This is a genomic window from Nocardiopsis sp. iso_237 (assembly GCF_056173345.1).
In genome coordinates this window covers 4782543-4808526 of record NZ_CM149669.1, presented here as the reverse complement: position 1 = coordinate 4808526, position 25984 = coordinate 4782543, and the positions used below count along the sequence as shown (strand labels likewise).

Annotated in this window: 19 protein-coding genes; 11 read left to right on the top strand and 8 right to left on the bottom strand. The window is 73.3% G+C overall.

Features of this window, described 5'->3' with window-relative positions; translation table 11 throughout:
- Positions 1-267 precede the first annotated feature (267 nt).
- Positions 268-1542, top strand: coding sequence for an ornithine--oxo-acid transaminase (rocD, locus tag AC0VYM_RS21815; protein ID WP_475455055.1), 1275 nt, complete (start codon positions 268-270; stop codon positions 1540-1542).
- Between the two features lie 92 nt (positions 1543-1634).
- Here rocD and AC0VYM_RS21810 read toward each other — a convergent pair whose 3' ends face one another.
- Both AC0VYM_RS21810 and AC0VYM_RS21805 read right to left on the bottom strand, forming a co-directional pair.
- Positions 1635-3032: an SGNH/GDSL hydrolase family protein gene (locus AC0VYM_RS21810; protein ID WP_475455053.1), complete on the bottom strand. Its 1398-nt coding sequence runs from the start codon at positions 3030-3032 to the stop codon at positions 1635-1637.
- A gap of 75 nt (positions 3033-3107) precedes the next feature.
- Positions 3108-4361: an 8-amino-7-oxononanoate synthase gene (locus AC0VYM_RS21805; protein ID WP_475455051.1), complete on the bottom strand. Its 1254-nt coding sequence runs from the start codon at positions 4359-4361 to the stop codon at positions 3108-3110.
- A 333-nt stretch (positions 4362-4694) separates the two neighbouring features.
- Here AC0VYM_RS21805 and AC0VYM_RS21800 point away from each other — a divergent pair, with 333 nt between their 5' ends.
- The 3 genes from AC0VYM_RS21800 (at position 4695) to fabI (ending at position 7736) form a co-directional block, all read left to right on the top strand.
- Positions 4695-6086 carry an adenosylmethionine--8-amino-7-oxononanoate transaminase gene (locus tag AC0VYM_RS21800; protein WP_475455049.1) on the top strand — a complete coding sequence of 464 codons (1392 nt, stop codon included), beginning with the start codon at positions 4695-4697 and terminating at the stop codon, positions 6084-6086.
- The gene (gene bioD, locus AC0VYM_RS21795) at positions 6083-6787 is read left to right on the top strand and encodes a dethiobiotin synthase (protein ID WP_475455047.1); all 705 of its coding nucleotides are present in this window, start codon (positions 6083-6085) and stop codon (positions 6785-6787) included. Before AC0VYM_RS21800 ends, bioD begins: the two co-directional genes overlap by 4 nt.
- Before the next feature lie 151 nt (positions 6788-6938).
- Positions 6939-7736: an enoyl-ACP reductase FabI gene (fabI, locus tag AC0VYM_RS21790; protein WP_475455045.1), complete on the top strand. Its 798-nt coding sequence runs from the start codon at positions 6939-6941 to the stop codon at positions 7734-7736.
- Positions 7737-7834: 98 nt separating this feature from the next.
- Here fabI and AC0VYM_RS21785 read toward each other — a convergent pair whose 3' ends face one another.
- Positions 7835-8329, bottom strand: a complete 495-nt coding sequence (locus AC0VYM_RS21785) for a DUF3291 domain-containing protein (RefSeq protein WP_475455043.1) — start codon at positions 8327-8329, stop codon at positions 7835-7837.
- Positions 8330-8446: 117 nt separating this feature from the next.
- Here AC0VYM_RS21785 and AC0VYM_RS21780 point away from each other — a divergent pair, with 117 nt between their 5' ends.
- Positions 8447-9922, top strand: a complete 1476-nt coding sequence (locus tag AC0VYM_RS21780) for an aminotransferase-like domain-containing protein (RefSeq protein WP_475463159.1) — start codon at positions 8447-8449, stop codon at positions 9920-9922.
- A gap of 342 nt (positions 9923-10264) precedes the next feature.
- Here AC0VYM_RS21780 and AC0VYM_RS21775 read toward each other — a convergent pair whose 3' ends face one another.
- Positions 10265-10879: a superoxide dismutase gene (locus AC0VYM_RS21775; RefSeq protein ID WP_475455041.1), complete on the bottom strand. Its 615-nt coding sequence runs from the start codon at positions 10877-10879 to the stop codon at positions 10265-10267.
- A 515-nt stretch (positions 10880-11394) separates the two neighbouring features.
- Here AC0VYM_RS21775 and AC0VYM_RS21770 point away from each other — a divergent pair.
- The 6 genes from AC0VYM_RS21770 to AC0VYM_RS21745 all read left to right on the top strand — a co-directional run bounded on the left by AC0VYM_RS21770 (position 11395) and on the right by AC0VYM_RS21745 (position 22420).
- Positions 11395-13461: an acyltransferase family protein gene (locus AC0VYM_RS21770; RefSeq protein ID WP_475455039.1), complete on the top strand. Its 2067-nt coding sequence runs from the start codon at positions 11395-11397 to the stop codon at positions 13459-13461.
- A gap of 242 nt (positions 13462-13703) precedes the next feature.
- On the top strand, positions 13704-14738 hold the full coding sequence (locus AC0VYM_RS21765; RefSeq protein ID WP_475455037.1) for a class I SAM-dependent methyltransferase: 1035 nt from the start codon (positions 13704-13706) through the stop codon (positions 14736-14738).
- 77 nt (positions 14739-14815) lie between these two features.
- Entirely contained in the window at positions 14816-16855 is a 2040-nt protein-coding gene (locus AC0VYM_RS21760; protein ID WP_475455035.1) for a glycosyltransferase family 2 protein, read from the top strand.
- Complete coding sequence (locus AC0VYM_RS21755; protein ID WP_475455033.1) at positions 16852-18525, top strand: glycosyltransferase family 2 protein; 1674 nt, start codon at positions 16852-16854, stop codon at positions 18523-18525. The genes AC0VYM_RS21760 and AC0VYM_RS21755 overlap by 4 nt, the downstream gene beginning before the upstream one ends.
- A 155-nt stretch (positions 18526-18680) precedes the next feature.
- A complete protein-coding gene (locus AC0VYM_RS21750; protein WP_475455031.1) occupies positions 18681-20681 on the top strand; it encodes a glycosyltransferase family 2 protein in 2001 nt (666 codons plus the stop codon).
- Between the two features lie 104 nt (positions 20682-20785).
- The gene (locus tag AC0VYM_RS21745) at positions 20786-22420 is read left to right on the top strand and encodes a glycosyltransferase family 2 protein (RefSeq protein WP_475455029.1); all 1635 of its coding nucleotides are present in this window, start codon (positions 20786-20788) and stop codon (positions 22418-22420) included.
- 23 nt (positions 22421-22443) lie between these two features.
- On the opposite strand, the gene AC0VYM_RS21740 is transcribed toward AC0VYM_RS21745, so the two are convergent.
- The 4 genes from AC0VYM_RS21740 to ald all read right to left on the bottom strand — a co-directional run bounded on the left by AC0VYM_RS21740 (position 22444) and on the right by ald (position 25905).
- Positions 22444-22887, bottom strand: a complete 444-nt coding sequence (locus AC0VYM_RS21740) for a VOC family protein (RefSeq protein WP_475455027.1) — start codon at positions 22885-22887, stop codon at positions 22444-22446.
- 27 nt (positions 22888-22914) lie between these two features.
- Complete coding sequence (locus AC0VYM_RS21735; RefSeq protein WP_475455025.1) at positions 22915-23370, bottom strand: MaoC family dehydratase; 456 nt, start codon at positions 23368-23370, stop codon at positions 22915-22917.
- A 74-nt stretch (positions 23371-23444) separates the two neighbouring features.
- The gene (locus tag AC0VYM_RS21730) at positions 23445-24569 is read right to left on the bottom strand and encodes an enolase C-terminal domain-like protein (RefSeq protein ID WP_475455024.1); all 1125 of its coding nucleotides are present in this window, start codon (positions 24567-24569) and stop codon (positions 23445-23447) included.
- A gap of 217 nt (positions 24570-24786) precedes the next feature.
- Entirely contained in the window at positions 24787-25905 is a 1119-nt protein-coding gene (gene ald / locus AC0VYM_RS21725) for an alanine dehydrogenase (protein ID WP_475463158.1), read from the bottom strand.
- Positions 25906-25984: the final 79 nt, after the last annotated feature.

Sequence of the window (25984 nt, the reverse complement as noted above, 5' to 3'; positions counted from 1 at the left end):
GTGGAGGCTGTGTACCGCGTCACCTGCGTAACCGTCCCCCGTCACCCCCTTTGGAGGCCCCGCCGGGCCGCTCAAGCTCAGCGGGGGTGCCGGGGCGGGAGGTGCCGGGGTTTCGGGCCCGGGGCCGCGGCCGGTGATCTTCACCACCCCTTGTGGGCTCACCGGATCATCTGCTCAACTCTTGGAGATCCCGCCGCGGGGCTCTACAGGGCCCCACGGTGGGTATCTACTGTCTGACCATCGGTCAAAGGTGATCGGAGCGGCTAGATGACCACCCAGAATCTGGGACAGCAGGACTCCGTCGGAAACCCCGGCGGACAGGGACTCTCCAGCGCGGACCACATCGAACTCGCACAGTCGAGGTCCGCACACAACTACTCACCCCTGCCCGTCGTGATCGCCGAGGGCCGTGGCGCCTGGGTGACCGACGTGGAGGGCAAGCGCTACCTCGACTGTCTGGCCGGATACTCGGCCATGAACTTCGGCCATCACAACCCCGACCTCCTGGCCGCCGCGCACGCCCAGATCGACCGGGTGACGCTGACCAGCCGGGCCTTCTACAACGACCAGTTCGGCCCGTGGGTGAGTTCCCTCGCCGACATGGTCGGCAAGGAGAAGGTCCTGCCGATGAACACCGGTGCCGAGGCGGTGGAGACCGGTATCAAGGTGGCCCGCAAGTGGGGCTACGAGGTCAAGGGCGTCCCGGAGAACCAGGCGACCATCGTCGTGGCCGGGGCCAACTTCCACGGCCGGACCACCACGATCATCTCCTTCTCCTCCGACTCCGAGGCGAAGACGGGTTTCGGCCCCTACACGCCGGGCTTCCGCTCGGTGGCCTACGGTGACGCCCGGGCCGTCGAGGACGCCATCGACGAGACCACCGTGGCGGTGCTCATCGAGCCGGTGCAGGGCGAGGCCGGTGTGATCGTGCCGTCCGCCGACTACCTGCCGCGCATCCGGGAGATCTGCGACGCGAACCGGGTCCTGTTCATCGCGGACGAGGTGCAGTCGGGGCTGGGTCGCACGGGCACGATCCGGGCCTGTGAGCACACCGGCGTCGTCCCGGACGCCTACCTGTTCGGCAAGGCGCTGGGCGGCGGAATCCTGCCGGTGTCCGCGATGGTGGCCGACGAGGACGTCCTCGGGGTCATCCAGCCCGGGCAGCACGGGAGCACCTTCGGCGGGAACCCGCTCGCCGGGGCGGTGGGCCGGACGGTCGTCCGGATGCTGACCGAGGGCCCCTACCTGGAGAACGCCAGGAAACTGGGCGAGGTGCTCCGGCGCAGGTTGGACGCGTTCGTCGGTGACGGTGTGGTGTCGGCGCGCAGCATCGGCCTGTGGGCGGGTGTGGACGTCGACCCCGCGCTGGCCTCGGGCAAGGAGCTGTGCAAGCGGCTCGCGGAGCACGGCGTACTGGTCAAGGACACCCACGGGTCGACCGTGCGGATGTCGCCGCCGCTGGTGATCAGCGAGGACGACCTCAACTGGGGACTGGACCGGTTCGCCGAGGTCATCGCGGAGCTCAAGGCCGAGCGGGGCTAGGTTCCCCACGAGGGCGGATCGACGGTGCCCCGTCCCGGACCCCTCCGGGACGGGGCACCGTGGCCTCCGGCCCCACGGGCCGGGCGAGGTGTTCAGGAACCGGCACCGGCCTCGGCGGTGTCGTCCCCGTCCCCGTCGGCCTCGTCGGGGGCGTCCGTGCCGGGGACCGCGTTGACCGGGTCCAGGGGGCCGCCGAGTTCGGTGTGCAGCACGTCGGCGTCGACCTTGTCCAGGGTCTCCCGGGACGTGAACAGCACCCGCTCGGGCCCCTCCTCGATCTGGAGGCGCACGCGCTCGGCGATGGAGCGCTGGCCCTGGGCGGTGGGGTGGAAGCTCGCCCGGTCCACACGCAGGCCCTCGCCCAGCTGACCGAGGACGATCCCGTTGAGCCAGGCGTCGTCCTCACTGACCTCGTGGCCCTTCAACGCCGTGAAGACGTTGACGAACTCCACGCTGCCCACCTGACGGGAACCGTACACGTCGCCGTCCACCTGGTAGGCGGTGTCCCGGATCCGGTCGTTGAACCGCTGGGCCACCGAGTTCAGCCACAGCTGGTCACTCTGGGAGAGCGTGTAGTACATGCCGGGCGGCTGCTCGGGGAACAGCCTGGGGTAGCCCAGGACCAGCACGCGGGCGTCCGGGGCGCGCCCCCGGATCTCGGTGAGCACCTCGGTGAGGGTGTCCTCGAACGCGTCCATCCGCTCGGTGACCTCCTCCTCCTGGTCCGTGCAGGCGGTCCGCTCCAGCAGCGGCATCCGCATGATGCAGGTGCGCAGGACGGGGATGAAACCGAGGTCGTTGCCGCCGATCCCGACCGTGACCAGCGAGGTGTGCTCGGTGACGCGCTCGATCTGCGACTCGGGGGTGCCGACCTGGCTGAGCATGTCGGAGCCCTTGTGGCTGCTGCACGCGTAGAAGCCCAGCGCGCCGTCGAAGGAGAACTCCTGCTCGATGACCCTGGGGTAGGCGTGCTCGGAGCGCCAGCACTCGCCGGGCTCGGCGGTGCCCTCCTCGTACTCGCCCGCGCCGTCACCGGAGGAGTAGGAGTCGCCCAGGGACACGTAGTTGCCCCACAGTGCGGCCTCCTCCGGTTCCATCCGGACCCGCCACTCCTCCTCCTCGTCCTCGGTGATGGGAGGCAGCGGTTCGCCGGGGCACACACCGCCGGTGGTGTCGCACCACAGGCGCAGGAGGGTGTCGCGGCTGGCGGGCACGGCCAGGACTGCCACGAGGGCCAGGACCAGGACGGACACGGTGACCAGGCTGACGCGGCGGCGACGGACCCGTCGGGCGCGGACCCCCTCGTCGCCCTCGTTCGAGGCGGGGGATCCCTCCCCGGGCCCGGACGCTCCGGACTCCTCCGGCTCGGACGACTCGGCGTCGCTCGTCTCGGGGCCGGTCACGGGCTCGCCGGGGGCGGAGGTCGCGGCGGGGTCCTCCGGGCCCTCCGGTTCCCGGGGCTCCCGGGGGTCACCATCACGCGCTGACACGATCTCCTACCGCCTCCCAGTTCCGCGGGGCGTGTGGGATGCGTTCGGCCGGCGCACCCCTGATCCAGAGTCAGACTACCCGGGGCGGTTTGTCGCGATGACGTCGAGAACTCGGCGGATATCGGCGTTGTCCAAGGTGGCGCGGGCAGTCAGGCGGAGCCGGGAACGGCCGTCCGGGACCGACGGAGGCCGGAAGCAGCCCACCCGGACGCCCGCCTCGTGGCAGGCGGCCCGCCAGGCGAGCGCCTCCTGTGGCGAGCGGGCCACGACCGACACCACGGCCGCGTCGGGCTCGCTGACCTCCATCCCGCGTTCGCGGAGCCCCTCGGCCAGCTCACGGGCGCGGGCACGGACGGCCTCGGCGCGTTCGGGCTCGGCGCGGAGCACGCGCAGGGCCGCCAGCGCCGCTCCGACCGAGGCGGGGGCCAGTCCGGTATCGAACACGAACGTGCGCGCCGTCTCCACCAGGTGGCGGATCACCCGCCGCGAGCCCAGGACGGCGCCGCCCTGGGAGCCGAGCGACTTGGACAGGGTCACCGACACGACCACGTCGTCGGCGGCCGCCAGCTCCGTGCCGCCCACGGCGCCGCGTCCGCCCCGGCCGAGCACCCCGAGCCCGTGGGCGTCGTCCAGCAGCAGCGCGGCCCGGTGGTCGCGCGCCGTCGCGGCCAGGGAGGGGAGGTCGGTGAGGTCCCCGTCCACGGAGAACACGGTGTCGCTGAGCAGCAGGCGCCGCCCCGGGGTCTCGGAGAGGAGTTCGGTGGCGTGTCCGGTGTCGCGGTGACGGAAGACCGCGACCCGGGCACCGGCGGCGCGGGCCAGCCGGGTCGCGTCGATGAGGGAGGCGTGGTTGTACTGGTCGCACACCACCAGCGGCGGTTCGACGTCGTCGGCGGCCGGGGCGACCAGCGACGCCACCATCGCGAGGTTGGCCGCGTACCCGGAGGAGAACACCAGGGCGGCCTCGGCTCCGTGGAAGTCGGCCAGCTCGCGTTCCAGCTCGGCGTGGAGCTCGGTGTCGCCGGTGACCAGCCGTGAACCCCCGGCCCCCGCGCCCCAGGTGTGGACGGCGTCGGCGGCGGCCGCCAGCACGGCGGGGTGCCGCATGAGCCCGAGGTAGTCGTTGCCCGCCAGGTCCAGGAGTCCGTCCGAGGGGGAGCGGGGCACCGTCCGGCGGGTGAGCCCGGCGCGGGCCCGGCGCTCGGCGGCCCGGTCCAGCCAGGCGAGGGGGTGGCCCGTGGGCAGCGGTGCCGGGGCGGCGCCCGGACGGGTGGCGCGCAGGGTCCAGGGGCGGCGCGTGGGGCGGACGGCGGTGTGGAGGCGTTCCATGCGGAGGAGGGCTCCTCGGGGATCGGTGGTGGGTGCGGTCGCTGGTGCGGCTCCGTACGTGAGGGGACGGGGGAGGGACCACGGGTGCGAAAAAGCCTTGTGCACGAGGTAAGTGCGCGGGACACGGGGCCGGTGGAGAGGCCTGGGCGGGTCGACCCAGCAGCGGCCAAGCCCGCTGGGGCGACCCGTCCCTCGCGGTGCCAGGGAGGCGTGTACGACTCTGCCGCCTTCCGGCTCCCCGGTCACCGGTGAAAGCCCACAAAGAATCGGTGGGGATTCCTGGCTCACTCGTACGGGGCGCCAGTAGCCGCGCGGGCGGAACAATGGGTCACCATGTCGCGAACCAGCACCGAGACGGCCCACCCCGCCCGGGTCCGCGCCGCCGACAGCGCACACCTGTGGCATCCCTACACGACCGTGCCCGCGGCCGAGACGCCCTACGTGGTGACCGGCGCCCGGGGCGTCCACCTGGACCTGTGGGCCGACGGCCGCCACCATCGCGTCGTCGACGGGATGGCGTCCTGGTGGTCGTCGATCCACGGCTACCGCCACCCGCGACTGGACGCGGCGGTACACGCCCAGGTCGACCGGTTCAGCCACGTGATGTTCGGCGGGCTCACCCACGCGCCCGCCGCCGAGCTGGCCGAGGCGCTCGTCCGGATCACCCCCGAGGGCCTCGACCACGTCTTCCTCGCGGACTCCGGGTCGGTGTCGGTCGAGGTCGCCATGAAGATGTGCCTCCAGTACCACCGGTCCACCGGTTCCCCCGGCCGCCGCCGGTTCCTCACCTGGCGGGGCGGCTACCACGGGGACACCTTCCACGCCATGAGCGTGTGCGACCCCGACGGCGGTATGCACGCGCTGTGGGGGGACGTCCTGCCCGCCCAGGTGCACGCGCCCGAGCCGCCCGCCGGGTTCGACACCCCGCCCGACCCCGGCTACCTCGCGCGGTTCGAGGAGTTGGCCCGCGCACACGCCGGGGAACTGGCCGCGATCATCGTCGAACCCGTCGTCCAGGGCGCGGGCGGGATGCGCTTCCACCACCCCGCCTACCTGAGGGAACTACGCCGGATCGCGGACGCGCACGGGCTGCTGCTGGTCTTCGACGAGATCGCCACCGGGTTCGGCCGCACGGGGGAGATGTTCGCCGCCGACCACGCCGGGGTGGTCCCCGACATCCTGTGCCTGGGCAAGGCGCTGACCGGCGGCTACCTGACCCTGGCCGCCACCCTGTGCACCGGGAGGGTGGCGCGGGGGATCGCCGAGGGGGAGGTTCCCGTGCTCGCGCACGGCCCCACCTTCATGGGCAACCCGCTGGCCTGCGCCACCGCCCTGGCCTCGGTGGAACTCCTCACCGAGGGCGACTGGCGGGGCGACGTCGCGAGGATCGAGGCCGGGCTGCGCAAGGGGCTCGCCCCGGCCGCACGACTGCCGGGCGTACGCGAGGTGCGGGTGCTCGGCGCGATCGGCGTGGTCGAACTGGAGGGTCCGGTGCGCGTGCGCGAGGCCACCCGCGCGGCGCTCGCGGCCGGGGCGTGGCTGCGGCCCTTCCGCCAGCACGTGTACGCGATGCCGCCCTATGTCTGCACGGAGGAGGAGGTCGCGACCATCGCCGCCGCGATGGTGGCGGCGGCCGAGGCCTCACTGGAGGGCGGGACGGCCCCGCCCGGCCCCGAGGAGCCGCAGACCCCGGGGCGGGGCGACGACGAGGAGGGCGGCCGGTGACGACCGTGCTCGTGGTGACCGGCACCGGCACCGAGGTGGGCAAGACCGTGGCCACGGCGGCCGTCGCCGCCCGGGCGGTGGCACGGGGGCGCCGCGTGGCGGTGCTCAAGGCCGCCCAGACCGGGGTGGGCCCCGACGAGGAGGGCGACGCCCGCGCCGTCGCCCGGCTGGTCCCCGGAGTGACCACCGCCGAGACGGCCCGCTTCCCCGAACCGCTCGCCCCCGCCACCGCCGCCGCCCGTGCCGGTCGGGACGGTCCGGCCGCCTGGGAGGTGGCCGACCGTGCCCTCGACCTCGCCCGCGGCCACGACCTCGTGCTGGTGGAGGGCGCCGGGGGGCTCCTGGTCCGGTTGAACAAGGACCGGGAGACCCTGGCCGACGTGGCCGAACTCCTGGCCGCCCCGGTGCTGCTGGTCGCCGACCCCCGGCTGGGCACCCTCAACGCGACCGCCCTGACCGCCGAGGCCCTGCGCTCACGCGGGCTCGTCCCCGCCGGGGTCGTGGTGGGTTCCTGGCCCCGTCGGCCGGACCTGGCCATGCGCTGCAACCTCGTCGACCTGCCCGAGATGGGGGCCGGGCCGCTCTCCGGGGTCCTCCCCTCGGGCATGGGCGCCCTGGCCCCGGACGCGTTCGCCACGGTGGCCGGGAGATCCCTGGGCGTGGGGCTCGGCGGCACCTGGTCCCCTCCGGAACCGGGCTGAGGGCCCCGGCGCGGCCCCCGGAGGCGCCACTCCACTGGCGGACCCCTTCAAGGCCGGGGCCGATTCTTTGTGCCGTTCCACGGCAGACGCACCCCACCGCGCGCCGATACGTTGCCACTGCCAGCCCGAACACCGCCTTCCAGGGGACCCCTTGAACCTGCTCATCACCGGCATCACCACGCAGTCCTCCATCGCCTACGCGATCGCGGAGGAGGCCATGAACCAGGGCCACGAGGTGATCCTGACCAACCCGCCCGGCCGCGCCTTCTCCATCTGCGAGCGCATCGCCAAGCGGCTGCCCAAGGAGCCGGTCGCCGTCCTGCCCATGGACGTCACCGACCCCGCGCAGATCGCCACCACGGCCAAGGCGATCGGTGAGCACTGGGACCACGTGGACGGCCTGCTCCACGCCATCGCCTTCGCGCCCGAGACCGCTCTGGGCGGCAACTTCCTCAACACCGAGTGGGAGGACGTGTCCAAGGCGATCCACATCTCCGGCTACTCGCTGGCCGCCCTCACCGTCGGCATGCGCGACCTCCTCGCCAACGCGCCCGAGGGCGCCGGTGTGGTCTCCCTGACCTTCGACGCCAGCGTCGCCTGGCCGGTCTACGACTGGATGGGTTCGGCCAAGGCGGTCCTGGAGAACTCCGCCCGCTACCTCGCCCGTGACCTGGGCCCGGAGGGGATCCGCGTGAACACCATCTCCGCCGGTCCGATCAAGTCCCTCGCGGGCGGTTCCATCCCGGGCTTCGCGCAGATCGCGGACTCCTGGTCGGGCCACGCCCCGCTGGGCTGGGACACCAAGGACACCACCGTGGTGGCCGGACCCGCGCTCTTCCTGATGTCGCCCGCCGCGCGCGCCGTCACCGGCACGGTCATGCACGTGGACGGCGGCTACCACGCCATGGGTGCCCCGCTCGCCCCCACCCCCGGTCCCGTTTCCGCCTGATCCCGCACCACGAGGGGCGTGCGGGAGGGGTCGACGGGCCCGGTCGTCACCGACGGCCGGGCCCGTTCGTGTGGGCGGGGGCGGTCGCGCACGGGACCTCAGGCGCCACCGGCACGGGCGGGCGCGGGGACCGGGGAGCCCAGGGTGAAGGCCCCCGGGCCGGGGCCCCGGGCGCGCAGGCGAGCCGAGCGCGCCTCCGCCTCCTCCGGGGTGACCGCCGTGGCGGAGCGGGACCACCACAGGGTCCGCTCCACCTCGGGGAACCTCCCGGCCTCCGCTCGGTAGGCGAGCAGGTCCCCGTGGGCCCGCTCCACGAAGGACCGCAGGTCGGCGGGGGAGCGCCAGCGGCTCACCGTGCGCACGGAGGCCCCGTCGTCGGAGAAGTGGACCTCGTCGAGGTGGCCCGGGTGGACCTCGGCACGGGCGCGCAGCGCGGAGGCCAGGGCGGACAGGTGCCGGGGGTCGCCGGTGACCGTGCGGGACTCCACCAGGACCGCACCCGGAGCCTGCGGGGCCGGGTCCACGCGGTTCCGGCAGGCCCTTCCGCGTGCGGACGCGCGGCGGGCGGTACGGGTGGGAAGGAGGGAACGCATGCGAACTCCCGTCTCAACTGGACCCTGAAGGGGCCGGTCCGGCTCTGGTGGGTTCGGTCGGACTGGTGCCAGTATCGGATTCCGACGCGGACACGAGGAGAGCCAATGGAGCCGAAAATGGACCCCGTTCGACGCACCGACGACCTGGTGGACTCCCTGGGCGCCTGGTTCACCGGGAGCGGGGCCCTCCACCGGCGGTTGTCCGACTCCCTGCGCGGGCTGGTCGACCAGGGCACCCTCGTCCCCGGCGAGCGCCTGCCCTCCGAACGCGGCCTCGCCTCCGCGTTGCGCGTCAGCCGCACCACCGTGGTCTCCGCCTACGACCACCTGCGCGTGGAGGGGGTCCTGGAGAGCCGTCAGGGCAGCGGCACCCGGGTGTGCGGTTCCCGGGCACCGGTCCGCTCGGACGGGTGGAACCCCAACGGCACCGGCAACCCCCTGTACCGCAACCTCCTCCAGGCCGACGAGAACGTCATCTCCGCCTCGTGCCTGCGCACCCCCGGTCTGGCCGGGGTGGAACAGGCCATCCGCGAGGTCACCGCCGAGGACCTGCCCGCCCTCATGGCCGAGGGCAACTACCATCCGCGCGGTCTGCCGGCGCTGCGCGAGGCGATCGCGCGGCACTACGAACGCCAGGGCCTGCCCACCCACCCCGACCAGATCGTGGTCACCACCGGAGCCCACCAGGCGGTCGCCCTGGTCGCCCAGCTCTACCTGCGGCAGGGCTCCCCGGTGGTGACCGAGGACCCGAGCTTCGCGGGCTGCCTCGACCTCTTCCGCGACCGGGGCGCCCGGATCCATCCCGTTCCCCTGGACGACCAGGGGATCGACCCCAACGGCGTGCGCCGCGTCCTCACGGAGACCTCACCGCACCTGCTCTACGTGATGCCCTCGTACCACAACCCCACCGGCACCATGATGTCCACGGCCCGCCGTCGTGAACTGGGAGAACTGTCGGCGCGGCACGGGGTGCCGATCCTGGAGGACAGCGCGTACACGGGCCTGCGCGCCGACGACGAACCCGCGCCCCTGGCGGCCCACGCCCCGCGCGGCGCCGAGGTGGTGACCGTCGACTCCCTGTCCAAGGTGGGTTGGGCGGGCCTGCGCCTGGGCTGGCTGCGGGCGCCCGCCGAGATGGCGCTCCGGCTCAGCCGACGCAAGGTCCTGGCCGACCTCGCCAGCCCCCTGCTCGACCAGGCGGTGGGCGTGCGCCTGCTCGACCGCTACGCCCGGCTCGCGCGGGAGCGCTCCGAACAGCTCCGCGCGGCACTCGACCACATGGAGGGCCTGCTCCGCCGGGACCTGCCCGACTGGAGGTGGCGGACCCCCGAGGGCGGCGCGGCCCTGTGGGTCCACCTGCCCGGGACCAGCGCCCGCGCCTTCGCCCGGGTCGCGCTCGCCCACGACGTCGAGCTGGTGCCCGGCCCCGTCATGTCGGCGTCGGGCGACGACCGCCACGACGAGTACTTCCGACTGCCCTTCGCCTACGACCGCGCCACCCGGGAGGAACTGGTGTGGCGCCTGGCCCGCGCCTGGCGCGAACTGGACCGGCACGGCCCCGTGCTGGACCACCCCGACGCCCTGGTGGTCTGACCGGACCTCCGGACCCCGGACGGCAGCGAGGGCGGCACCACACGGTGCCGCCCTCCGCCGTTCCCGCTGCCGGACCGGTCGGTGACCGGCGGAGCGGGCGGGACACTAGGGAGTGTTTTTTGGATGCTTTCGCCGGTGGCGGCGGAGCCGCCATCGATGCGAGCGGCCGTCGCCCCTACTGTGCGCTGCTACGCAAGCTCCGCAGCCTCGCACAGCGGGGGCCCGGCAATCTCTCGCAAGCCGTGGAGTGAAGGTCAGCCCGGGTTTGGCTGTCCGAGCTTCATCGGCGCAGTGAGAGGCAGCCTGGTGGTCGCAAGCGCGGAATGATCCAAAAAACACGACCTAGCCGAGCTGGACCTTGCGGGCCTCGGCGAAGCGCTCCTGGACGTCGGCCCAGTTGACCACGTTCCAGAACGCCTTGACGTACTCGCCCTTGACGTTCTTGTACTGGAGGTAGAAGGCGTGCTCCCACATGTCCAGCATGAGCAGCGGCTGCGTGCCGATGGCGATGTTGGCCTGCTGGTCGAACAGCTGCTCGATGATCAGGCGCTGGCCCAGGGCGTCCCAGGCCAGGATCGCCCAGCCCGAACCCTGGATCGCGGTGGCCGCGGCGTTGAAGTGCGCGCGGAAGGCGTCGAAGGAACCGAACTGGTCGTCGATGGCGGCGCCCAGCTCACCCTCGGGCTTGTCGCCACCCTCGGGGGAGAGGTTCTTCCAGAAGACGGAGTGGTTGACATGGCCGCCCAGGTGGAACGCGAGGTTCTTCTGGAGCTGGTTCACGGTGCCGAAGTCGCCGGACTCGCGGGCCGCGGCCAGCTGCTCCAGAGCGCCGTTGGCGCCAGCGACGTAGGCGGCGTGGTGCTTGTCGTGGTGCAGCTCCATGATCTGACCGGAGATCCACGGCTCCAGGGCCGCGTAGTCGTAGGGCAGTTCGGGAAGCGAGTATGGCGCAGACATCTCTGACGCACCTTTCCAAATGACGCGATTCTTCGGGCTTACAGCGATGGGATCGCTCTAGTCAGCAAGCTATCAGCCGGGCGGCCGGACACCCGATGTCAGGCTCTTGACACCCGTCTCCGGGAATAAACGGCCACCGGGGCGTCCGCGCGCCGGGGCCCGTCCTCGACCGTGACCGGTCACCGGTCCGGCGTCCACGGGGCCCGTGCGCCCTCACCCGCCCAGGCCTTCCCCCAGCCTTCCCGTGCGCCTGTCACACAAACCATCACCCTTGTTCCCGAACCTCCCGAATAACGTCGGAGTCCGGAGCCCGGAGCCCGTTCGACCTACTCTGGCCGGGCTGTCCGAGATCCGCCTGCCGGGTTCCCGGAAAACGTTGTTCGGGCGTTGGCCCGCCATTCACCGGGTGGGCATCGGGAACGGCGAAGATGCAGCGCCGAATTCGAGTGACGGAACCCGTTCAGACGCCTCGTTCGGCGCACAGTCTCCCTAGCACTTCGAGGCCACCGCCGCTCATGCACTCCTCCAATCCGAAGGCCCTCGCCGCGAGGGCCACCTCCGTCCCGTCCGTTCCCGACGACGTGCGCGCCAAGGGCGGCACCGGGGGGTTCCGGCCCGAGATCGAGGGGCTGCGCGCCGTCGCCGTGCTCCTGGTGGCCGTCTACCACATCTGGTTCGGCAGGGTCTCCGGCGGTGTCGACGTCTTCCTGGTGCTCACCGGGTTCCTGATCACCGGATCCCTGGTCCGGAGCGTCGAGCGGGAGGGGCGCGTCCGGTTCGTCGCCTTCTGGACCCGGCTGGTCCGGCGGCTGGTCCCCGCGGTGGCGGTGGTCCTGACGGCGACCATGGCCGCCGTGTACCTGTTGCTGCCCCGCTCACGCTGGGGCGACATCCTGGACGAGGTCCGGGCGGCCGCGCTCTACCACGAGAACTGGGCCCTGGCCCACGCGGCGGTGGACTACCTGGCCAGGGAGGCCGCGCCCAGCCCGGTCCAGCACTTCTGGTCGCTGTCCATCCAGGGGCAGTTCTACCTGCTGTGGCCGGTGCTGATCACACTCGCGGCGCTGGTGGCCACACGGGTGCGGCTGCCGTTCCGCGTGACGGTCCTGGTCCTGGTCACGGCGGTGTTCGCGCTCTCCCTGAGCTACTCGGTCTCGATCACCGCCCGGGACCAGGCCTGGGCCTACTTCGACACCGGGGCGCGCCTCTGGGAGCTGGCCCTGGGAGCCATCCTGGCCCTGGTCATCCACCGCGTGCGCCTGCCCCTGCGGCTGCGTGTGTTCCTGGGCTGGTTCGGCCTGGCCGCCCTGGTCTCCTGCGGGGTGCTCCTCTCGGTCTCCACGCTCTTCCCCGGCTACGTGGCTCTGTGGCCGACCATGGCCGCCGTCCTGGTGCTCCTGGCCGGGACCACGGGCAGCCCGCGCGGCGCCGACCGCCTGCTCACCTGGAAGCCGCTCACCGAGCTCGGCAGGCGCTCCTACGCCCTCTACCTGTGGCACTGGCCGGTCCTGGTCTGCTACCTGGAGGTCACCGGCAGGTCCCTGGCCACGCCGCTCGGCGGACTGGGGGTCCTCGGGGCGTCCCTGGTCCTGGCCTGGCTCACCCACCGGTTCGTGGAGGGCGGCCTGGACCGCCTCACCCGGCCCGCCGCCCGCCGCACCCCCGCGTGGTCGCTGGGGATCGCGGCCGCGCTGATCGTCCCGGTCCTGGCCGCCTCACTGCTGTGGACGGACCGTATCGACCGCGACCGCGCCCAGCGCGCCCAGGAACTGGCCGCCCCCGAGAGCTACCCGGGGGCCGGGGTGGTCGCGGACCCCACCACGGTCCTGGCCGACGTCCCGGTCCGGCCGGACCCGGCCGACGCCAGACAGGATCTGTCCTGGCACCACCAGGAGGGCTGCCACGTCACCCTCACCTCCTCGGAGCTGGTGGTCTGCGACTCCGGACCGGCCGACGCCGAGCACACGCTCGCCCTGGTCGGCGCCTCGCGGGTCGCCCACTGGTATCCGGCCGTGCGGGCCGCGGCCGACGCCCGGGGATGGCGCCTGGTCTCGTTCAGCAAGAGCGGCTGCCAGTTCAGCACCGACACCTCCCACCGCGACGGCGCGGTCTTCGACGAGTGCGAGGAGTGGAAGGCCGAGGCGATGGCCGAACTGGAGGAGCTAAGCCCGGACGCCGTCCTGACCTCCTCCACCCGCGCCACACTCAACGGCGAGCGGGTCCACGACGGCTTCCTCGACATGTGGGAGTGGCTGGACGGGCTGGGCGTCGAGGTGATCGGCCTGCGGGACCTGCCCCGGCTCACCTACCAGGGTGCCGAGTGCGTGGAGTCCGGGCCGGTCGACCGGTGCGTGTCCCCGGTCTCGGCCAGCCAGGAGGAGGTGGACCCCGCCACCAGGGTCGCGTTGCCGCCCAACGTCACCCTGATGGACCTCACCGACCAGGTGTGCCCCGACGGTTACTGCGACGCGGTGGTCGGCAACATCCTGGTGTTCTGGGACCACTCCCACGTCACCGCGACCTACGCGCGCACCCTCGCCCCGGCGATGGAGGAGGCCCTGGTCGAGGCCACCGGCTGGTGAACCCGGCCCGCGGCACGGGGGAATGGTTTCCGCGCGCGGACGGAAAAGTGTCCGGACGGGAAACCGCGGTGATGCGTCGGTGAACGCCGGGGGAATTGATTCCCGTTCGGGTTTCGATTTCCCCGGCGAACAACTCCGCGGGCACTTTGAGGAGTTAGTGTCGAAAGTGTCCGGGACTTTCTCGTAAAAACCCGGACCTCCCCCCTGATCCCGCTGCCACGCGACCCCCGTGGAGGTCCCCCTTGCGCACGCTCCGCCGCCGAGCCAAACCCCTCCTGGCGATCGGTGCCGTCCTCGGCCTGACCGTGCTCGCCCTCCCGGCCGTGCTCGGGGTCCTGGCCGTACTGAGCTGGGCGGAGGCCGTCATCGCCACCGCCGTGCTCCTGCTCGGCGGACTGGTCTGCGCCCTCGGCGCCGGACTGTGGACGCTTCGGCGCTCACTGCGGGCCCTGTCCGCCTCCGTCGACGGACACGGCCAGAGGGTCACCGAGGCGCTCGGCCGGGACCGCCTGGAGATCACCCGCTCCCTGGACGGGGTGGGCGAACGCCTGTCCCGGCTCCAGGACCACGCCCTGCCCCGGGCCAGCCGGGAGATCCAGCGGGCCGTCACCGTGCAGGGCCGCCACGACTACGAACAGCAGGTCGCCTGGGCCGAGCTGCGCGCGTACCTGGACGTCGCCCCCTTCATGCCGCCGCTGCGCGGCTGGGCCGCATCGCCGGACGTCCTGCGCCTGCTCGTACGGCTGATCGACCGCCACCGGCCCGAACTCGTCGTGGAGTGCGGCAGCGGCGCCTCCAGCGTGTGGATCGGCTACGCACTGCGCCGGGCGGGCACCGGCCGCCTGGTCGCGATCGAGCACGAGGAGCGCTACGTCGAGCTCAGCCGGGACCTGGTCGCCGCGCACGGACTCGACGACGTCGTCGAGGTCCGATACGCCCCGCTCACCGAGGTCAAGCCCGAGCTGGCCGGGGCCGAACCCGACGGCCCGGTCACGTCCCAGCCGCTCTGGTACGACCCCTCCCGGCTGACCGGCCTGGACCGCGTCGGCCTGCTGTTCGTGGACGGGCCACCCCAGGCCACCGGTGTCCAGGCCAGGTACCCGGCGGTCCCGGCACTGCTGCCGCACTGCACCGACGACGCCGTGGTCGTCCTGGACGACGCCGACCGGCCGGACGAGCGGGCCCTGGGGGACCGCTGGGTCGCCGAGTACCGCCTGCACCGCACCGAGGAACCGTCGGAGAAGGGCGCCCACGTGTTCACCCGCCAGGCTCCCTGACCCGCACCGCACCAGCCCTTCCCCGCCACCGCCCGGCAGCCCGCCCCCAGGCGCCGCCCGACCTCGAAGGCCACCCGATGATCACCACCGTCCTTCGGAACGCCCTGCGCGCTCGCGGCAAGGAACCGGCCGTGCTCTGCCACACCGGCACCGACACCCGGGCCGAGCTGGCCGGACTGCCCACCGCCCCGGGCGACGTGCTCCTGGACCTGGACGCCCGCCCCCACGGCGGGCCCGTCCTCGACGACGAACGCGTGGCCGGGCTGGTCGCGGTGGTCGCGGCCACCACCACCGACCTCAACCGCGTGCTCACCGCCGCCGTCCACCTGCCCCGGGCCGTGCACGTGGTGGTGGCGCTGATCGCCACCCCCGGCCACCAGGAGCCTCCGGTCCCGGCGGGCCCCGGCATGGGCCAGTGGCGCGACCTCCAGGAGCTCCGGGTCCGCCGGGTGGGCGGCCGGGGCTGGGTGTGCGAACTGTTCTTCCCCAACGCCATCGAGTCCGCCCCGGTCCTGGACGCGGTCCTGCACGGCACCCGGGGCCGCCGCCGGGGCCCGGCCGTCACGCCCCTGGCCGCCCTGAACGGTGCCGAGGCCGCCCTGTGGCGGCCCGGCGACACGGGCGCCCACGGGGTGCCCCAGGAGGGACCCGTTCCCCTGCGCCGGGTCACCCCGGTGGGCGACGTCGCCCTGCGCGTCCACGGTGCCACGGCCCCGCCCGCCTGGACCGACGCGACCGTGCCCGTCCTCGACCGGGCCACCACCGGCACCGACTCCTGGGAGGCGCTGACCGGACCGGACGGCCACGAACGGGCGGTCCGCTCCGCCCTCCTGGCCACCGACCGGCCCGGCGCCGACCCCGTCCAGCGGATCGCGCCCATCGACGAGACCACCGTCAACCCCACCGGCTTCAGCAAGGCCGAGAAGGGGCCCCTGGCCGACCTCACGCTGCGCGGCGGCCGCGCCGTCATCGCGGACGGCGGGAAGGACCTGGTCGCGGTCGCCCCGGACGGAACGGTCACGGACGTGGACCTGTCCCGCCTGCGCCACCTGCGCGGCGTGCGGGTGGACTGGTCCGGCCACAGGGGGCCGCACGCCGCCGTGCGCGCCGTCGCCTCCCTCGCCGCCGGTGGCGTCCCGCTGGTCAGCGGCCCGGTCCCCGCCTGGGCCGCCGGACTGGGCGCCCCGCTCACCGCACTGCTCGACACCGCGACCGAGGCCGACCTGTCCGACCGGCTGGCCCGCGAGGAGCACAGCGTCCGCCTGCGCCGCGCCGCCCTGTACACGCACGGCCTGCGCTCCCGCTGGCGCGCGCTCGCGGCCGAGGCCGGGGTCCCCGTGCCCCCGGCGCCCCGGGTCTCCGTCATCCTGTGCACCCGCCGCCCCGACATGGTGGGGTTCGCGCTCGCCCAGATCGCCCGTCAGCGCGGGGTGGAGACGGAGACCGTCCTCACCCTGCACGGCTTCCCCGCGTCGCTGCCCGAGGTGCGTTCCGCGATCGACGCGTACCGCTCCACCGGCCTGTCCCTGGTCGTCCACGAGGCGCCCGCCGACCGGATCTTCGGCGCCGTGCTCAACGACTCCGTCGCCCTGGCCTCCGGCGACCTCATCGCCAAGTGGGACGACGACGACTGGTACGGCCCCGAGCACCTGGCCGACCTGGTCCTGGCACGCACCTACTCCGGGGCGGAGCTGGTCGGCACCGGCCAGGACTTCGTCTTCCTCCAGGAGATCGACCTCATGGTCTGGCGCAGCCGGGAGTCGGAGACCGCCACCCGCTTCATCGCCGGGGGCACCATCCTCACCGACCGCGTGGTGCTGGAGGAGACCGGCGGATTCCGCCCGCTGCCCCGCGCCATCGACACCCAGCTGCTCATCGCCGTCACCCGGGGCGGTGGCCGCGTCCACCGCACCCACGGGCTGGGCTACGTGCTGCGCCGCACCGGCGGCGGACACACCTGGTCCGAGGACATGGCCTACTTCCTGCACAACTACGCCCGACAGTGGTCCGGCTGGCGGCCCAGCTCCCTCCTGGAGGGCGCACCCGCCCCGCTGGGGAGCGGCGCCGACGCCGGACGACCGGCCGGGACCACACAGCACACGGGGGGACACCCTTGACCAGTACCGAAGAACACACCGCCCCGGCCGTGAGCCCGGCCCCCGCGGGCCCTGTGGTCGTCCCCGGAGAGCCCCTGCCCCGGGGCACGGTGGACTTCGGCGGCCAGCCCCGGCTGCGCCGCAACGACTACGCCCCGCTGACCCCGCCGCCGCTGGGGGAGTGGACGCCGACGCTGTCGGTGAGCGTGGTGATCCCGGCGCACGGTCAGCCCGAGAAGCTGGCGCTGGTGCTGGCCTCGTTGGCGGGGCAGAGCTATCCGGGCCACCTCATGGAGGTGGTCGTGGTGGACGACGGTTCACCCGAGCCGCTCACCCTGCCCGAGGTGCGTCCCGAGAACACCCGTCTGATCACCTCGGCGCCCGGTGGTTGGGGTTCGGCGCACGCGGTCAACACGGGGGTCGCGGCGTCCTCGGGCCAGGTGATCCTGCGCCTGGACGCCGACATGCTCGTCTACCGCGAGCACGTGGAGTCCCAGATGCGCTGGCACCACCAGATCGACTACGGGGTCGCCCTCGGCCACAAGCTGTTCGTGGACTTCGACCCGGCCGCGATGACCCCGGAGCACGTCCGGGACGAGGTCGCCGCCGGACGCGCCGGGGAGCTCTTCGACGCGGAGAGCGCCGACCCGCACTGGGTCGAGCGGCTGATCAACAAGAACGACCGGCTGCGGACCGCCGGACGCCTGTCCTACAAGGTGTTCATCGGCGCCACCGGATCGCTGCACCGGAGCCTGTTCGACGCGGCGGGCGGCCTGGACGCCGCGCTCATCCTCGGCGGCGACACCGAGTTCGCCTACCGGGTGGCCCAGCGCGGCGCGGTGTTCGTCCCGGACCTGGACACCAGCAGCTGGCACCTGGGCCGCTCCCAGATGCAGACCCGGCGCGACGCGGGCACCCGCTACCGCATGCCGTACGTGTCCAACCGCGTCCCCGACTTCCACCTGCGCCGCAAGCAGCCCGAACGCCAGTGGGAGGTCCCGCTCGTCGACGTCGTGCTGGACGCCGAGGGCCACACCCTGGAGGAGGTCGACACCACCGCCAGGGCGCTGCTGTCCGGCACCACCCCGGACCTGCGCCTCTGGCTGGTGGGGCCCTGGGACTCGCTGGACGAGGGCCGCCGCTCCCCGCTCGACGAGGACGCCCTCGACCTGCGCCTGGTCCGGGAGACCTTCCGGGGCGACCCGCGCGTGCGGTTCGTCGCGACCGTCCCCGACCGCGACCCGTGCGTCACCTTCCGCCTCACCGTGGGCGCCGGAACGGTCCCGGCCGCCGACGCCCTGCGCGACCTGGTCAAGGAGATCGACAAGGACGGCGCCGGACTGCTCTGCGCCCCCCTGCCCGGCGCCACCCGGGGCGACGGGGTCCTGCGCCTGGAGCGGGCCTCCTCCTACGCCCGCGCCCTGCACCTGGAGCCGGAGGCGACCGGTACCGACCTGGACCGGGTGGTGGAGCGGACCCACGGGACGCACTGGATCCCCGGAGAGGGGTTCGTGGCCGACCCGGAGGCCGGTGACGCCCCCAAGGACAGACCCGAGGTGATCCGGAAGCGGCTGGACCGCGCCCTGGCCGAGGCCGACCGCCTCCGTGCCCGGGCCGAGCGCGCCGAACGCAAGCTGCGCTGGTTCACCCCCGGGCTGACCAGGAGGGTTCTGCGCAAGCTGGCCCGCTAGCGCGCCGCCGGGCGCGCCCCCGGGGTGGTTCTGTCCCCGTGACAGACACGCCGTGACGGTAAGTCACGATGTGTAACCGGAGTGGCTAGGGTGGGCGGCGTGACCGGTCAGGACCGGTTCGTGCCTTCACCCACTCCGAACCCCGGGGTCGCCCGATGATCCACTCAGTCCTACGCCAGGCCTTGCGCACACGCGGTGACGAACCGGCGGTCCTCTGCCACACCGGGGACCACGAGTCGACCCTGAGGGAACTCTCCGGGTTGCGGCTGCGCTCCGACGACCTCGTGGTCGATCTCGACGCCCACCCGCTCGGGGAACCGTTCGAGGTCGCCCGGGTGGGCGGGGAGGACCAGCCCGAGGCTGTCGGGCTCGTCGCCGTGGTCGCGGCCAGCCTCACCGACCTGCGCCGCAGCCTCATCACCGTCAACGCCCTGCCTCCCACCGTCCACCTCGTCGCGGTGGTCGCCGACACCCCGGGGCACCACGGTCCGCTCGTCCCGTGCCCGCCGGGCATCGACGAGTGGAACGACCTGCTGGAGATGCGCGTCCGCCGCCTGGGCAAACGCGGCTGGATCTGCGAGCTGTACTTCCCGAACTCCGTCGAGACCGGCCAGGCCCTCGACTGCGTCCTGCACGGGACCACCGGCGGGCGGCGCGGCCTCCGGCCCACACCCCTGGCGGGGGTGCACGGTGCGGCCGGGGCGCGGTGGCGGCCGGGCGACGTCGCCGCCACCGGGGTGAGCGCGACCGGCCCCGTTCCGCTGCGCCGGGTCTCGCCCGTGGTCGACCTCGTGGTCCGCACCTCGGACCGGGAACTCCCGCTGTGGGAGGACGCAGTCGTCCCGCACCTGGACCTCCCGCGCTCCGGGGTCGGGGTCGACGAACCCGACCCCGTCACCTCGCTGGCGCCCGTCGACGAGCAGAGCGTGAACCCCATCGGCTTCACCAAGAAGGCCGGCGGCCCCATGGGCGACCTGTCGGTCCGGGGCGGACGCACCGTCGTCCGCGAGGGGGAGAAGGTCGTGTTCGCCGTTCCCGGGGACGGCACACTCACCGACCTGGACATCGGTCGGGCCCGCTACCTGCGCGGGGTGCGCGTGGACTGGTCCGGGCACGCCAGGCCGGTCACCGTCGTCCGGGCGGTCGTCGCCCTGGCCGCCGGAGGGATTCCCGTGGTCAGCGGGCCGGTACCCGAGTGGGCGGCCGGACTCGGGCCGGAGCTCACCGCCGTGCTCACGGGTCTGGACGCCACGGCGCTGGCCGACCCCCTCAGCAGGGAGGAGCACAGCGTCCGGCTGCGCCGCGCCGCGCTGGGCACCCACGGCCAGCTGGCCCGATGGCGCGCCCTGTCCGAACGGGCGGGGGTCCCGGTGCCGCCGGAACCCCTGGTGTCGGTGATGCTGTGCACCCGGCGGCCGGAACTGGTGGGGTTCGCGCTGGCCCAGGTGGCCCGGCAGCGCGGGGTGCGGTTCGAGCTGGTCCTGGCCCTGCACGGGTTCTCCGCCGAGCGTCCCGAGGTCCGTTCGGCCGTCGCGGAGTTCGCGGCGACGGGCATTCCGATCACCGTGCACGAGGCACCGGCGGACCAGGTGTTCGGCGCGGTGCTCAACGACGCGGTGGACCGCACGTCCGGCAGCGTGATCGCCAAGTGGGACGACGACGACTGGTACGGCCCCGAACACCTCGCGGACATGCTCATGGCCCGCACCTACGCCTGCGCCGACCTGGTCGGCGTCACCCAGGACCTGGTGTACCTGGAGGAACTCGACCTCACGGTGTGGCGGAGCTACCAGACCGAGAAGCCGTCCCCGGACGTGGTGGGCAGCACGATCGTGGTCGACCGCTCCGTGCTGCGCGACGTCGGCGGGTTCCGCCCCCTGCCCCGGGCGATCGACAGCCAGCTGCTGCTGGCGGTCCGCCGGAACAGCGGGCGGATCTACCGGACCCACGGCCTCGGCTACCTGCTGCGGCGGGCCGGTCAGGGGCACACCTGGGGCGCCGACATGGGCTACTTCCTTCGCAGGAGCACCCGGCAGTGGTCCGGCTGGCGGCCGAGTTCCCTGCTGGAGGGCGAACCCGCCCCGCTGGGTCAGCCGGACCCGCGCCCCGCGCGGACTCTGCTCCGGACCACCGAGTACACGGGAGGACAGTCGTGACCAGTGCGGACAACGTCTCGGAACGTCAGTCGGGGGAACGCCCCGATACCCGGGTACGGGTGGGGATGGTCCCGGAACAGAGCCAGCCCCGGGGAGGGAAGCGCATGGTGCGGCAGACGGCGCCACAGGGCCAGCCCCTGGTGTTCCGCAACGACTACGCACGGCTGGAACCGCCCGACAACGGAGCCTGGACGCCGACGCTGTCGGTGAGCGTGGTGATCCCGGCGCACGGTCAGCCCGAGAAGCTGGCGCTGGTGCTGGCCTCGTTGGCGGGGCAGAGCTATCCGGCCCACCTCATGGAGGTGGTCGTGGTGGACGACGGCACGCCCGTGCCCCTCGCGCTGCCGCCCGTACGCCCGGAGAACACCCGCCTGATCACCTCCGACCCCGGTGGCTGGGGATCGGCGCACGCGGTCAACACCGGGGTCGCGGCCTCGACGGGGCAGGTGATCCTGCGCCTGGACGCCGACATGCTCGTCTACCGCGAGCACGTGGAGTCGCAGATGCGCTGGCACCACGTGGTGGACTACGCCGTGGTCATGGGCCACAAGATGTTCGTGGACTTCGACCCGGCCGCGATGACCCCGGAGCACGTCCGGGACGAGGTCGCCGCCGGACGCGCCGACGGCCTCTTCGACCTGGAGAGCGCCGACCCGCACTGGGTCGAGCGGTTCATCGACCGGCACGACCGGCTGCGCTCGGCCCACCACGAGGCCTTCAAGGTGTTCGTCGGTGCGACCGGTTCGCTGCACCGGAGCCTGTTCGACGCGGCGGGCGGCCTGGACCCGGCCATGATTCTGGGCGGTGACAGCGAGTTCGGCCACCGGGTGGCGCAGCGCGGCGCGGTGTTCGTCCCGGACCTGGAGACCAGCAGCTGGCACCTGGGCCGCTCCCAGATGCAGGAGAAGCGGGACGCCGGGACCCGTTACCGGATGCCGTACGTGTCCAACCGCGTCCCCGACTTCCACCTGCGCCGCAAGCAGCCCGAGCGCCAGTGGGAGGTGCCGCTGGTCGACGTCGTGCTGGACGTCTCGGGGCACGCCCTGGAGGAGGTCGACACCACCGCCAGGGCGCTGCTGGCCGGGACCACCCCGGACCTGCGCCTGTGGATGGTGGGCCCGTGGAGCGAGCTGCACGAGGAACGCCGCTCCCCGCTGGAGGAGGACGCCCTCGACCTGCGGCTGGCCCACGAGAGCTTCCGGGGCGACCCGCGCGTGCGGTTCGTCGAGAGCGAGCCGGGCACGGACCCGCGCGTGCCCTTCCGGCTGTACCTGGAGGCGGGGTCCGAACCCTTCCCCAAGGCCCTGGCGGAGATGGTCCACGCCTGCGACACCCACGCGGTGGGGCTGCTGTGCGCGCCCATGCCGGGCGCTCTCACGGCGGAGGAGGGGATGCTCCGCCTGGAGCGGACCGCCGCGTTCGCCCGCGCCCGCCACCTCGACCCCGAGGCGAGCGGCCGGGACCTGGACCGTCTGGTGGAGGAGGTCCACGGCATCCACTGGATGCCCGCGACGGACCTGGTCCACGCCACGGACCAGGAGGAGGCCCGGTTGGAGGCCCCGGCGGCCGCGCAGCCGGAGGAGGACACCGAGCGGGACGTGGCCCGGCTCCGCGCCGACCTGGAACAGGCCAGGGCCCGGAGCGACCGCATGCGCCGCAGGGCGGAGCGGGCCGAACGCAAGCTGCGCTGGTTCACCCCGGGGCTGGTCCGCCGTGCCCTGCGGCGCGTGGCCCGCTAGGGCGCCCGGTAGGCGGGGCGGGCTCAGCCGCCGAAGGAGGTGAGGGCTCCCCGGTCGTCGAACCGGGCGCCGGGGGCCCACGCGATCTCCCAGCGGTTGCCCTCCGGGTCCGCGACGTAGGCGGACCGCCCTCCCCAGGGCCGGTCCGTCGGTTCGGCCACGACCTCGGCGCCCGCCCGGACGGCGGAGGCGAACGCCCGGTCGACCTGGGCGCGCTCGTCCACGTTGCAGGCCAGGGTGAACCCGGACCATCCGGTCGGGGCGGGCAGCACGCCGTCGGAAGCCTCGGCGGCCAGTTCCGCCACGGGGAACAGGGACAGCAGGACACCGCCCACCAGGAACCCCGTCCACGCGTCGGAACCGGATGGCAACTCCTCCCAGCCCAGGGCCAGGTAGAACCGGCGCAGCTCCGGGAGGTCGCGGGCGCCGAGGGTGACCACGGTCAGGCGCGGCGGAAGGTCGTCCATACCGCGAGGGTACGTCGAGGGCCCCTACTAGGGAACCCAGAGGCCCAGGGCCTCCGCGACCAGGGCGGGGCGCTCCTGGCCCTCGATCTCCACGGTGTGCCCGGTGGAGACCAGGTAGCCCTTGGGGGTCCGCCGCACCTCCCCGAGCGTCACCGCGTCCCGCACGCGTGAGCCCACCGTGACCGGCTGGAGGAACCGCACCTTGTTGAGGCCGTAGTTGATGGACATCCGCGGCTTCTCGGTGAGGGCGAAAACGCTCTGGGAGAAGTACGCCAGCAGCGACAGCGACAGGTAGCCGTGCGCGATGGTGGCTCCGAAGGGACCCTCGGCGGCGCGCTCGGCGTCCTGGTGGATCCACTGGTGGTCGTCGGTCGCGTCAGCGAAGAGGTCGACGCGGTCCTGGGTGATGGTCAGCCAGTCGGTACGGCCCAGGTGTTCACCCTGGGCGGCGGCTACCTCATGGACGTCTGCGAATACGCGCACCGCGCCTCCACGTGCGTCGGGGTCCGGTGTCGGGGCCGGACACGGGGAGCGCCAGGATACCTAACGGTGTTCGGTTATGGGGCGGTGCCCGGCGCCCGATCCGAACGCGCGTCCAGCACCAGCGTCCTCGCGGTGTACCCGGACAGCGCCACCCGGTCCACGTCGTGCCCCAGACCGCTCTCGGCGAGCGGCACCGGAACCACGCCGTCGTGCGCGCGCACCGGGGGAGTCACCAGGTCACGGCCGCGCGAAGCGGAACTGGGCATCTCCACGGGCAGGGTCGCGCCGGACAGCGCGCCCAGCGCGACCGTCGCCGCACGGCCCACCCCGGTCACCGCCGAGGAACCGCACCACACCTCCCAGCCCGCGTCCACCGCCCGGTCCACCGCGCGCCGCGCCGCCGTCAACCCGCCCAGCCGGGCCGGGTCCACGTTCACCGCGCGCCCCGCCTCGGCCAGGACCGCCTCGCCCAGGTCCTCCACCGAGGACAGAGACCGGTACAGGGCCACGGGGGTGCGCAGCTCGGCCGTCAGACGCGCGTGCGCGCCCAGGTCACCGGGGGCGAACGGGTCCTCGATCGCCAGCAGCCCGAGCGTGTCCATCGACCGCAGCGCGTCCAGGTCGGCGGGGGACTCCGTGTAGCGCCCACCCGCGTCCACCTGGAGGACCAGGAAAGGGAAACTCGTCTGCGCGGCCCGGATCACGTCGGTGTCCCAGCCCGGTTCGACCTCCAGCCGGATCCGGCGGAACCCCGCCCCGACGCGCCGGTTCACCTCCGTGACCACCGACTCCAGGGTCACCTGCCGGGGCAGGGTCACCCCCGCAGTGAGGGCCGTGCGCTCCCCGCCCAGGGCGTGCGCCAGCGGCGTGGAGCGCTGACGGCTCCACAGGTCCCAGCAGGCGGTGTCCAGGGCCCCGGTCAGCGCCGGGTCCCAGGGCAGGTCCGCGAAGGCGTCGGCCACCTCGGTCGGGCGGCGCCAGGCGTGGTCCAGGAGGGCGGGCGCGAAGTCGCGCGCGAGCGCCTCCCACTGCTCCGGGCTGGCGCGGGACACCTCACCCCAGCCGCTCACCCGGCCGTCCGACACCCGGACCAGCACCGGAACGGAGCCATCGGAGCCTCGCCCGGCCAGGGACGGCCGCAGCCGCACCAGTTCGAGCTCGACGATCCGGGTCACCGTTACCGCTCCGGTGTGTGTCACTACAGTCCCCACCTCATGTGTTCGGGCCCCGGTCACGGGCCCCGCCGTCGGAGGGGCCACCCCTCGACGGTACCCCCGCCCGACCCACCCGACCACCCCGCGCGCAGGCGCGGATCCGACCGGTGACCCCAGGTCGAACGGGTGCGCCGGGCGCCGACACCGAGGAGGGGGCCGCCCGTACGGACGACCCCCTCCCCACACTTCCGCCGACGCGCGCCTAGGAGGCGAGCACCTCGGAGAGCTCGCGGTACTTCATCTCGTGCGCCTCGGCCACCGGGGCGTAGACCAGCTCACCCTCGAAGGTGTTGAGGCCCTCGGCCAGGGCGGGGTCCTCGCGCAGGGCCTGCTTCCACCCCTTCTCCGCCAGGGCCACCGTGTACTTCAGGGTGTCCTTGGTCAGGGCGTGGGTCGAGGTGTTCGGCACCGCTCCCGGCATGTTGGCCACGCAGTAGAACACGGTGTCGTGCACGGCGAAGGTCGGGTCGTCGTGCGTGGTGGGCCGGGAGTCCTCGAAGCAGCCGCCCTGGTCGATGGCGATGTCGACCAGCACCGCGCCCGGACGCATCCGGGACACCAGCTCGTTGGAGATGAGCTTGGGGGCCTTGGCGCCGGGCACCAGGACCGCGCCGATCACCATGTCGGACTCCAGGACGGACAGCTCCAGCTCGAAGGCGTTGGAGACCACCGTCTTGACCTGCCCCCGGTACAGCGAGTCCACGTGGCGCAGCTTGTGGACGTTCAGGTCCAGCACGGTCACGTTCGCGCCCATGCCCACCGCGATCTGGGTGGCGTTGAGCCCGGACACCCCGGCGCCGATCACGGTCACGTTGGCCGGGCGCACTCCCGGCACCCCGCCCATCAGCACGCCCCGGCCGCCGTTGGGGCGCTGGAGCGTCACCGAACCCACCTGCGGGGCGAGCCGACCGGCCACCTCGGACATGGGGGCCAGCAGCGGAAGCGAACCGTCGGGCAGCTGCACGGTCTCGTAGGCGATACCGGTGACCCCGCGCTCCAGCAGCGCGTCCGTGCACTCGCGGGAGGCGGCCAGGTGCAGGTAGGTGAACAGGGTCTGGCCCGCGCGCATGCGGTGGTACTCGGCCGGGACGGGCTCCTTGACCTTGAGGATCAGGTCGCCCGCGGCCCACACCTCGTCGGCGGTGGGCAGGATGGTGGCCCCCGCCGCGAGGTACTCCTCGTTGGTGATGGAGGAACCGAACCCGGCGTCGTGTTCGACGAAGACCTCATGACCCCGGCGGGTCAGTTCGTGGACACCCGCAGGGGTGATCGCCACCCGGTACTCGTGGTTCTTGATCTCGCGGGGCACGCCGATGCGCACGATTCCTCCAACTGGTATCGCCATTGATACCTCCCACTGTGACCTGCGAAGGCGCGTCCACGCTATCGCCAATGTGCAT

Excerpts from the sequence above, each read along its gene's own strand:
- AC0VYM_RS21760 (WP_475455035.1), top strand. The coding sequence starts at position 14,816 with ATGATCACCACCGTCCTTCGGAACGCCCTGCGCGCTCGCGGCAAGGAA.
- AC0VYM_RS21770 (WP_475455039.1), top strand. The coding sequence starts at position 11,395 with ATGCACTCCTCCAATCCGAAGGCCCTCGCCGCGAGGGCCACCTCCGTC.
- AC0VYM_RS21780 (WP_475463159.1), top strand. The coding sequence starts at position 8,447 with ATGGACCCCGTTCGACGCACCGACGACCTGGTGGACTCCCTGGGCGCC.
- rocD (WP_475455055.1), top strand. The coding sequence starts at position 268 with ATGACCACCCAGAATCTGGGACAGCAGGACTCCGTCGGAAACCCCGGC.
- AC0VYM_RS21800 (WP_475455049.1), top strand. The coding sequence starts at position 4,695 with ATGTCGCGAACCAGCACCGAGACGGCCCACCCCGCCCGGGTCCGCGCC.
- AC0VYM_RS21745 (WP_475455029.1), top strand. The coding sequence starts at position 20,786 with ATGGTGCGGCAGACGGCGCCACAGGGCCAGCCCCTGGTGTTCCGCAAC.
- AC0VYM_RS21805 (WP_475455051.1), bottom strand. The coding sequence starts at position 4,361 with ATGGAACGCCTCCACACCGCCGTCCGCCCCACGCGCCGCCCCTGGACC.
- AC0VYM_RS21775 (WP_475455041.1), bottom strand. The coding sequence starts at position 10,879 with ATGTCTGCGCCATACTCGCTTCCCGAACTGCCCTACGACTACGCGGCC.
- AC0VYM_RS21740 (WP_475455027.1), bottom strand. The coding sequence starts at position 22,887 with ATGGACGACCTTCCGCCGCGCCTGACCGTGGTCACCCTCGGCGCCCGC.
- AC0VYM_RS21750 (WP_475455031.1), top strand. The coding sequence starts at position 18,681 with ATGATCCACTCAGTCCTACGCCAGGCCTTGCGCACACGCGGTGACGAA.
- AC0VYM_RS21785 (WP_475455043.1), bottom strand. The coding sequence starts at position 8,329 with ATGCGTTCCCTCCTTCCCACCCGTACCGCCCGCCGCGCGTCCGCACGC.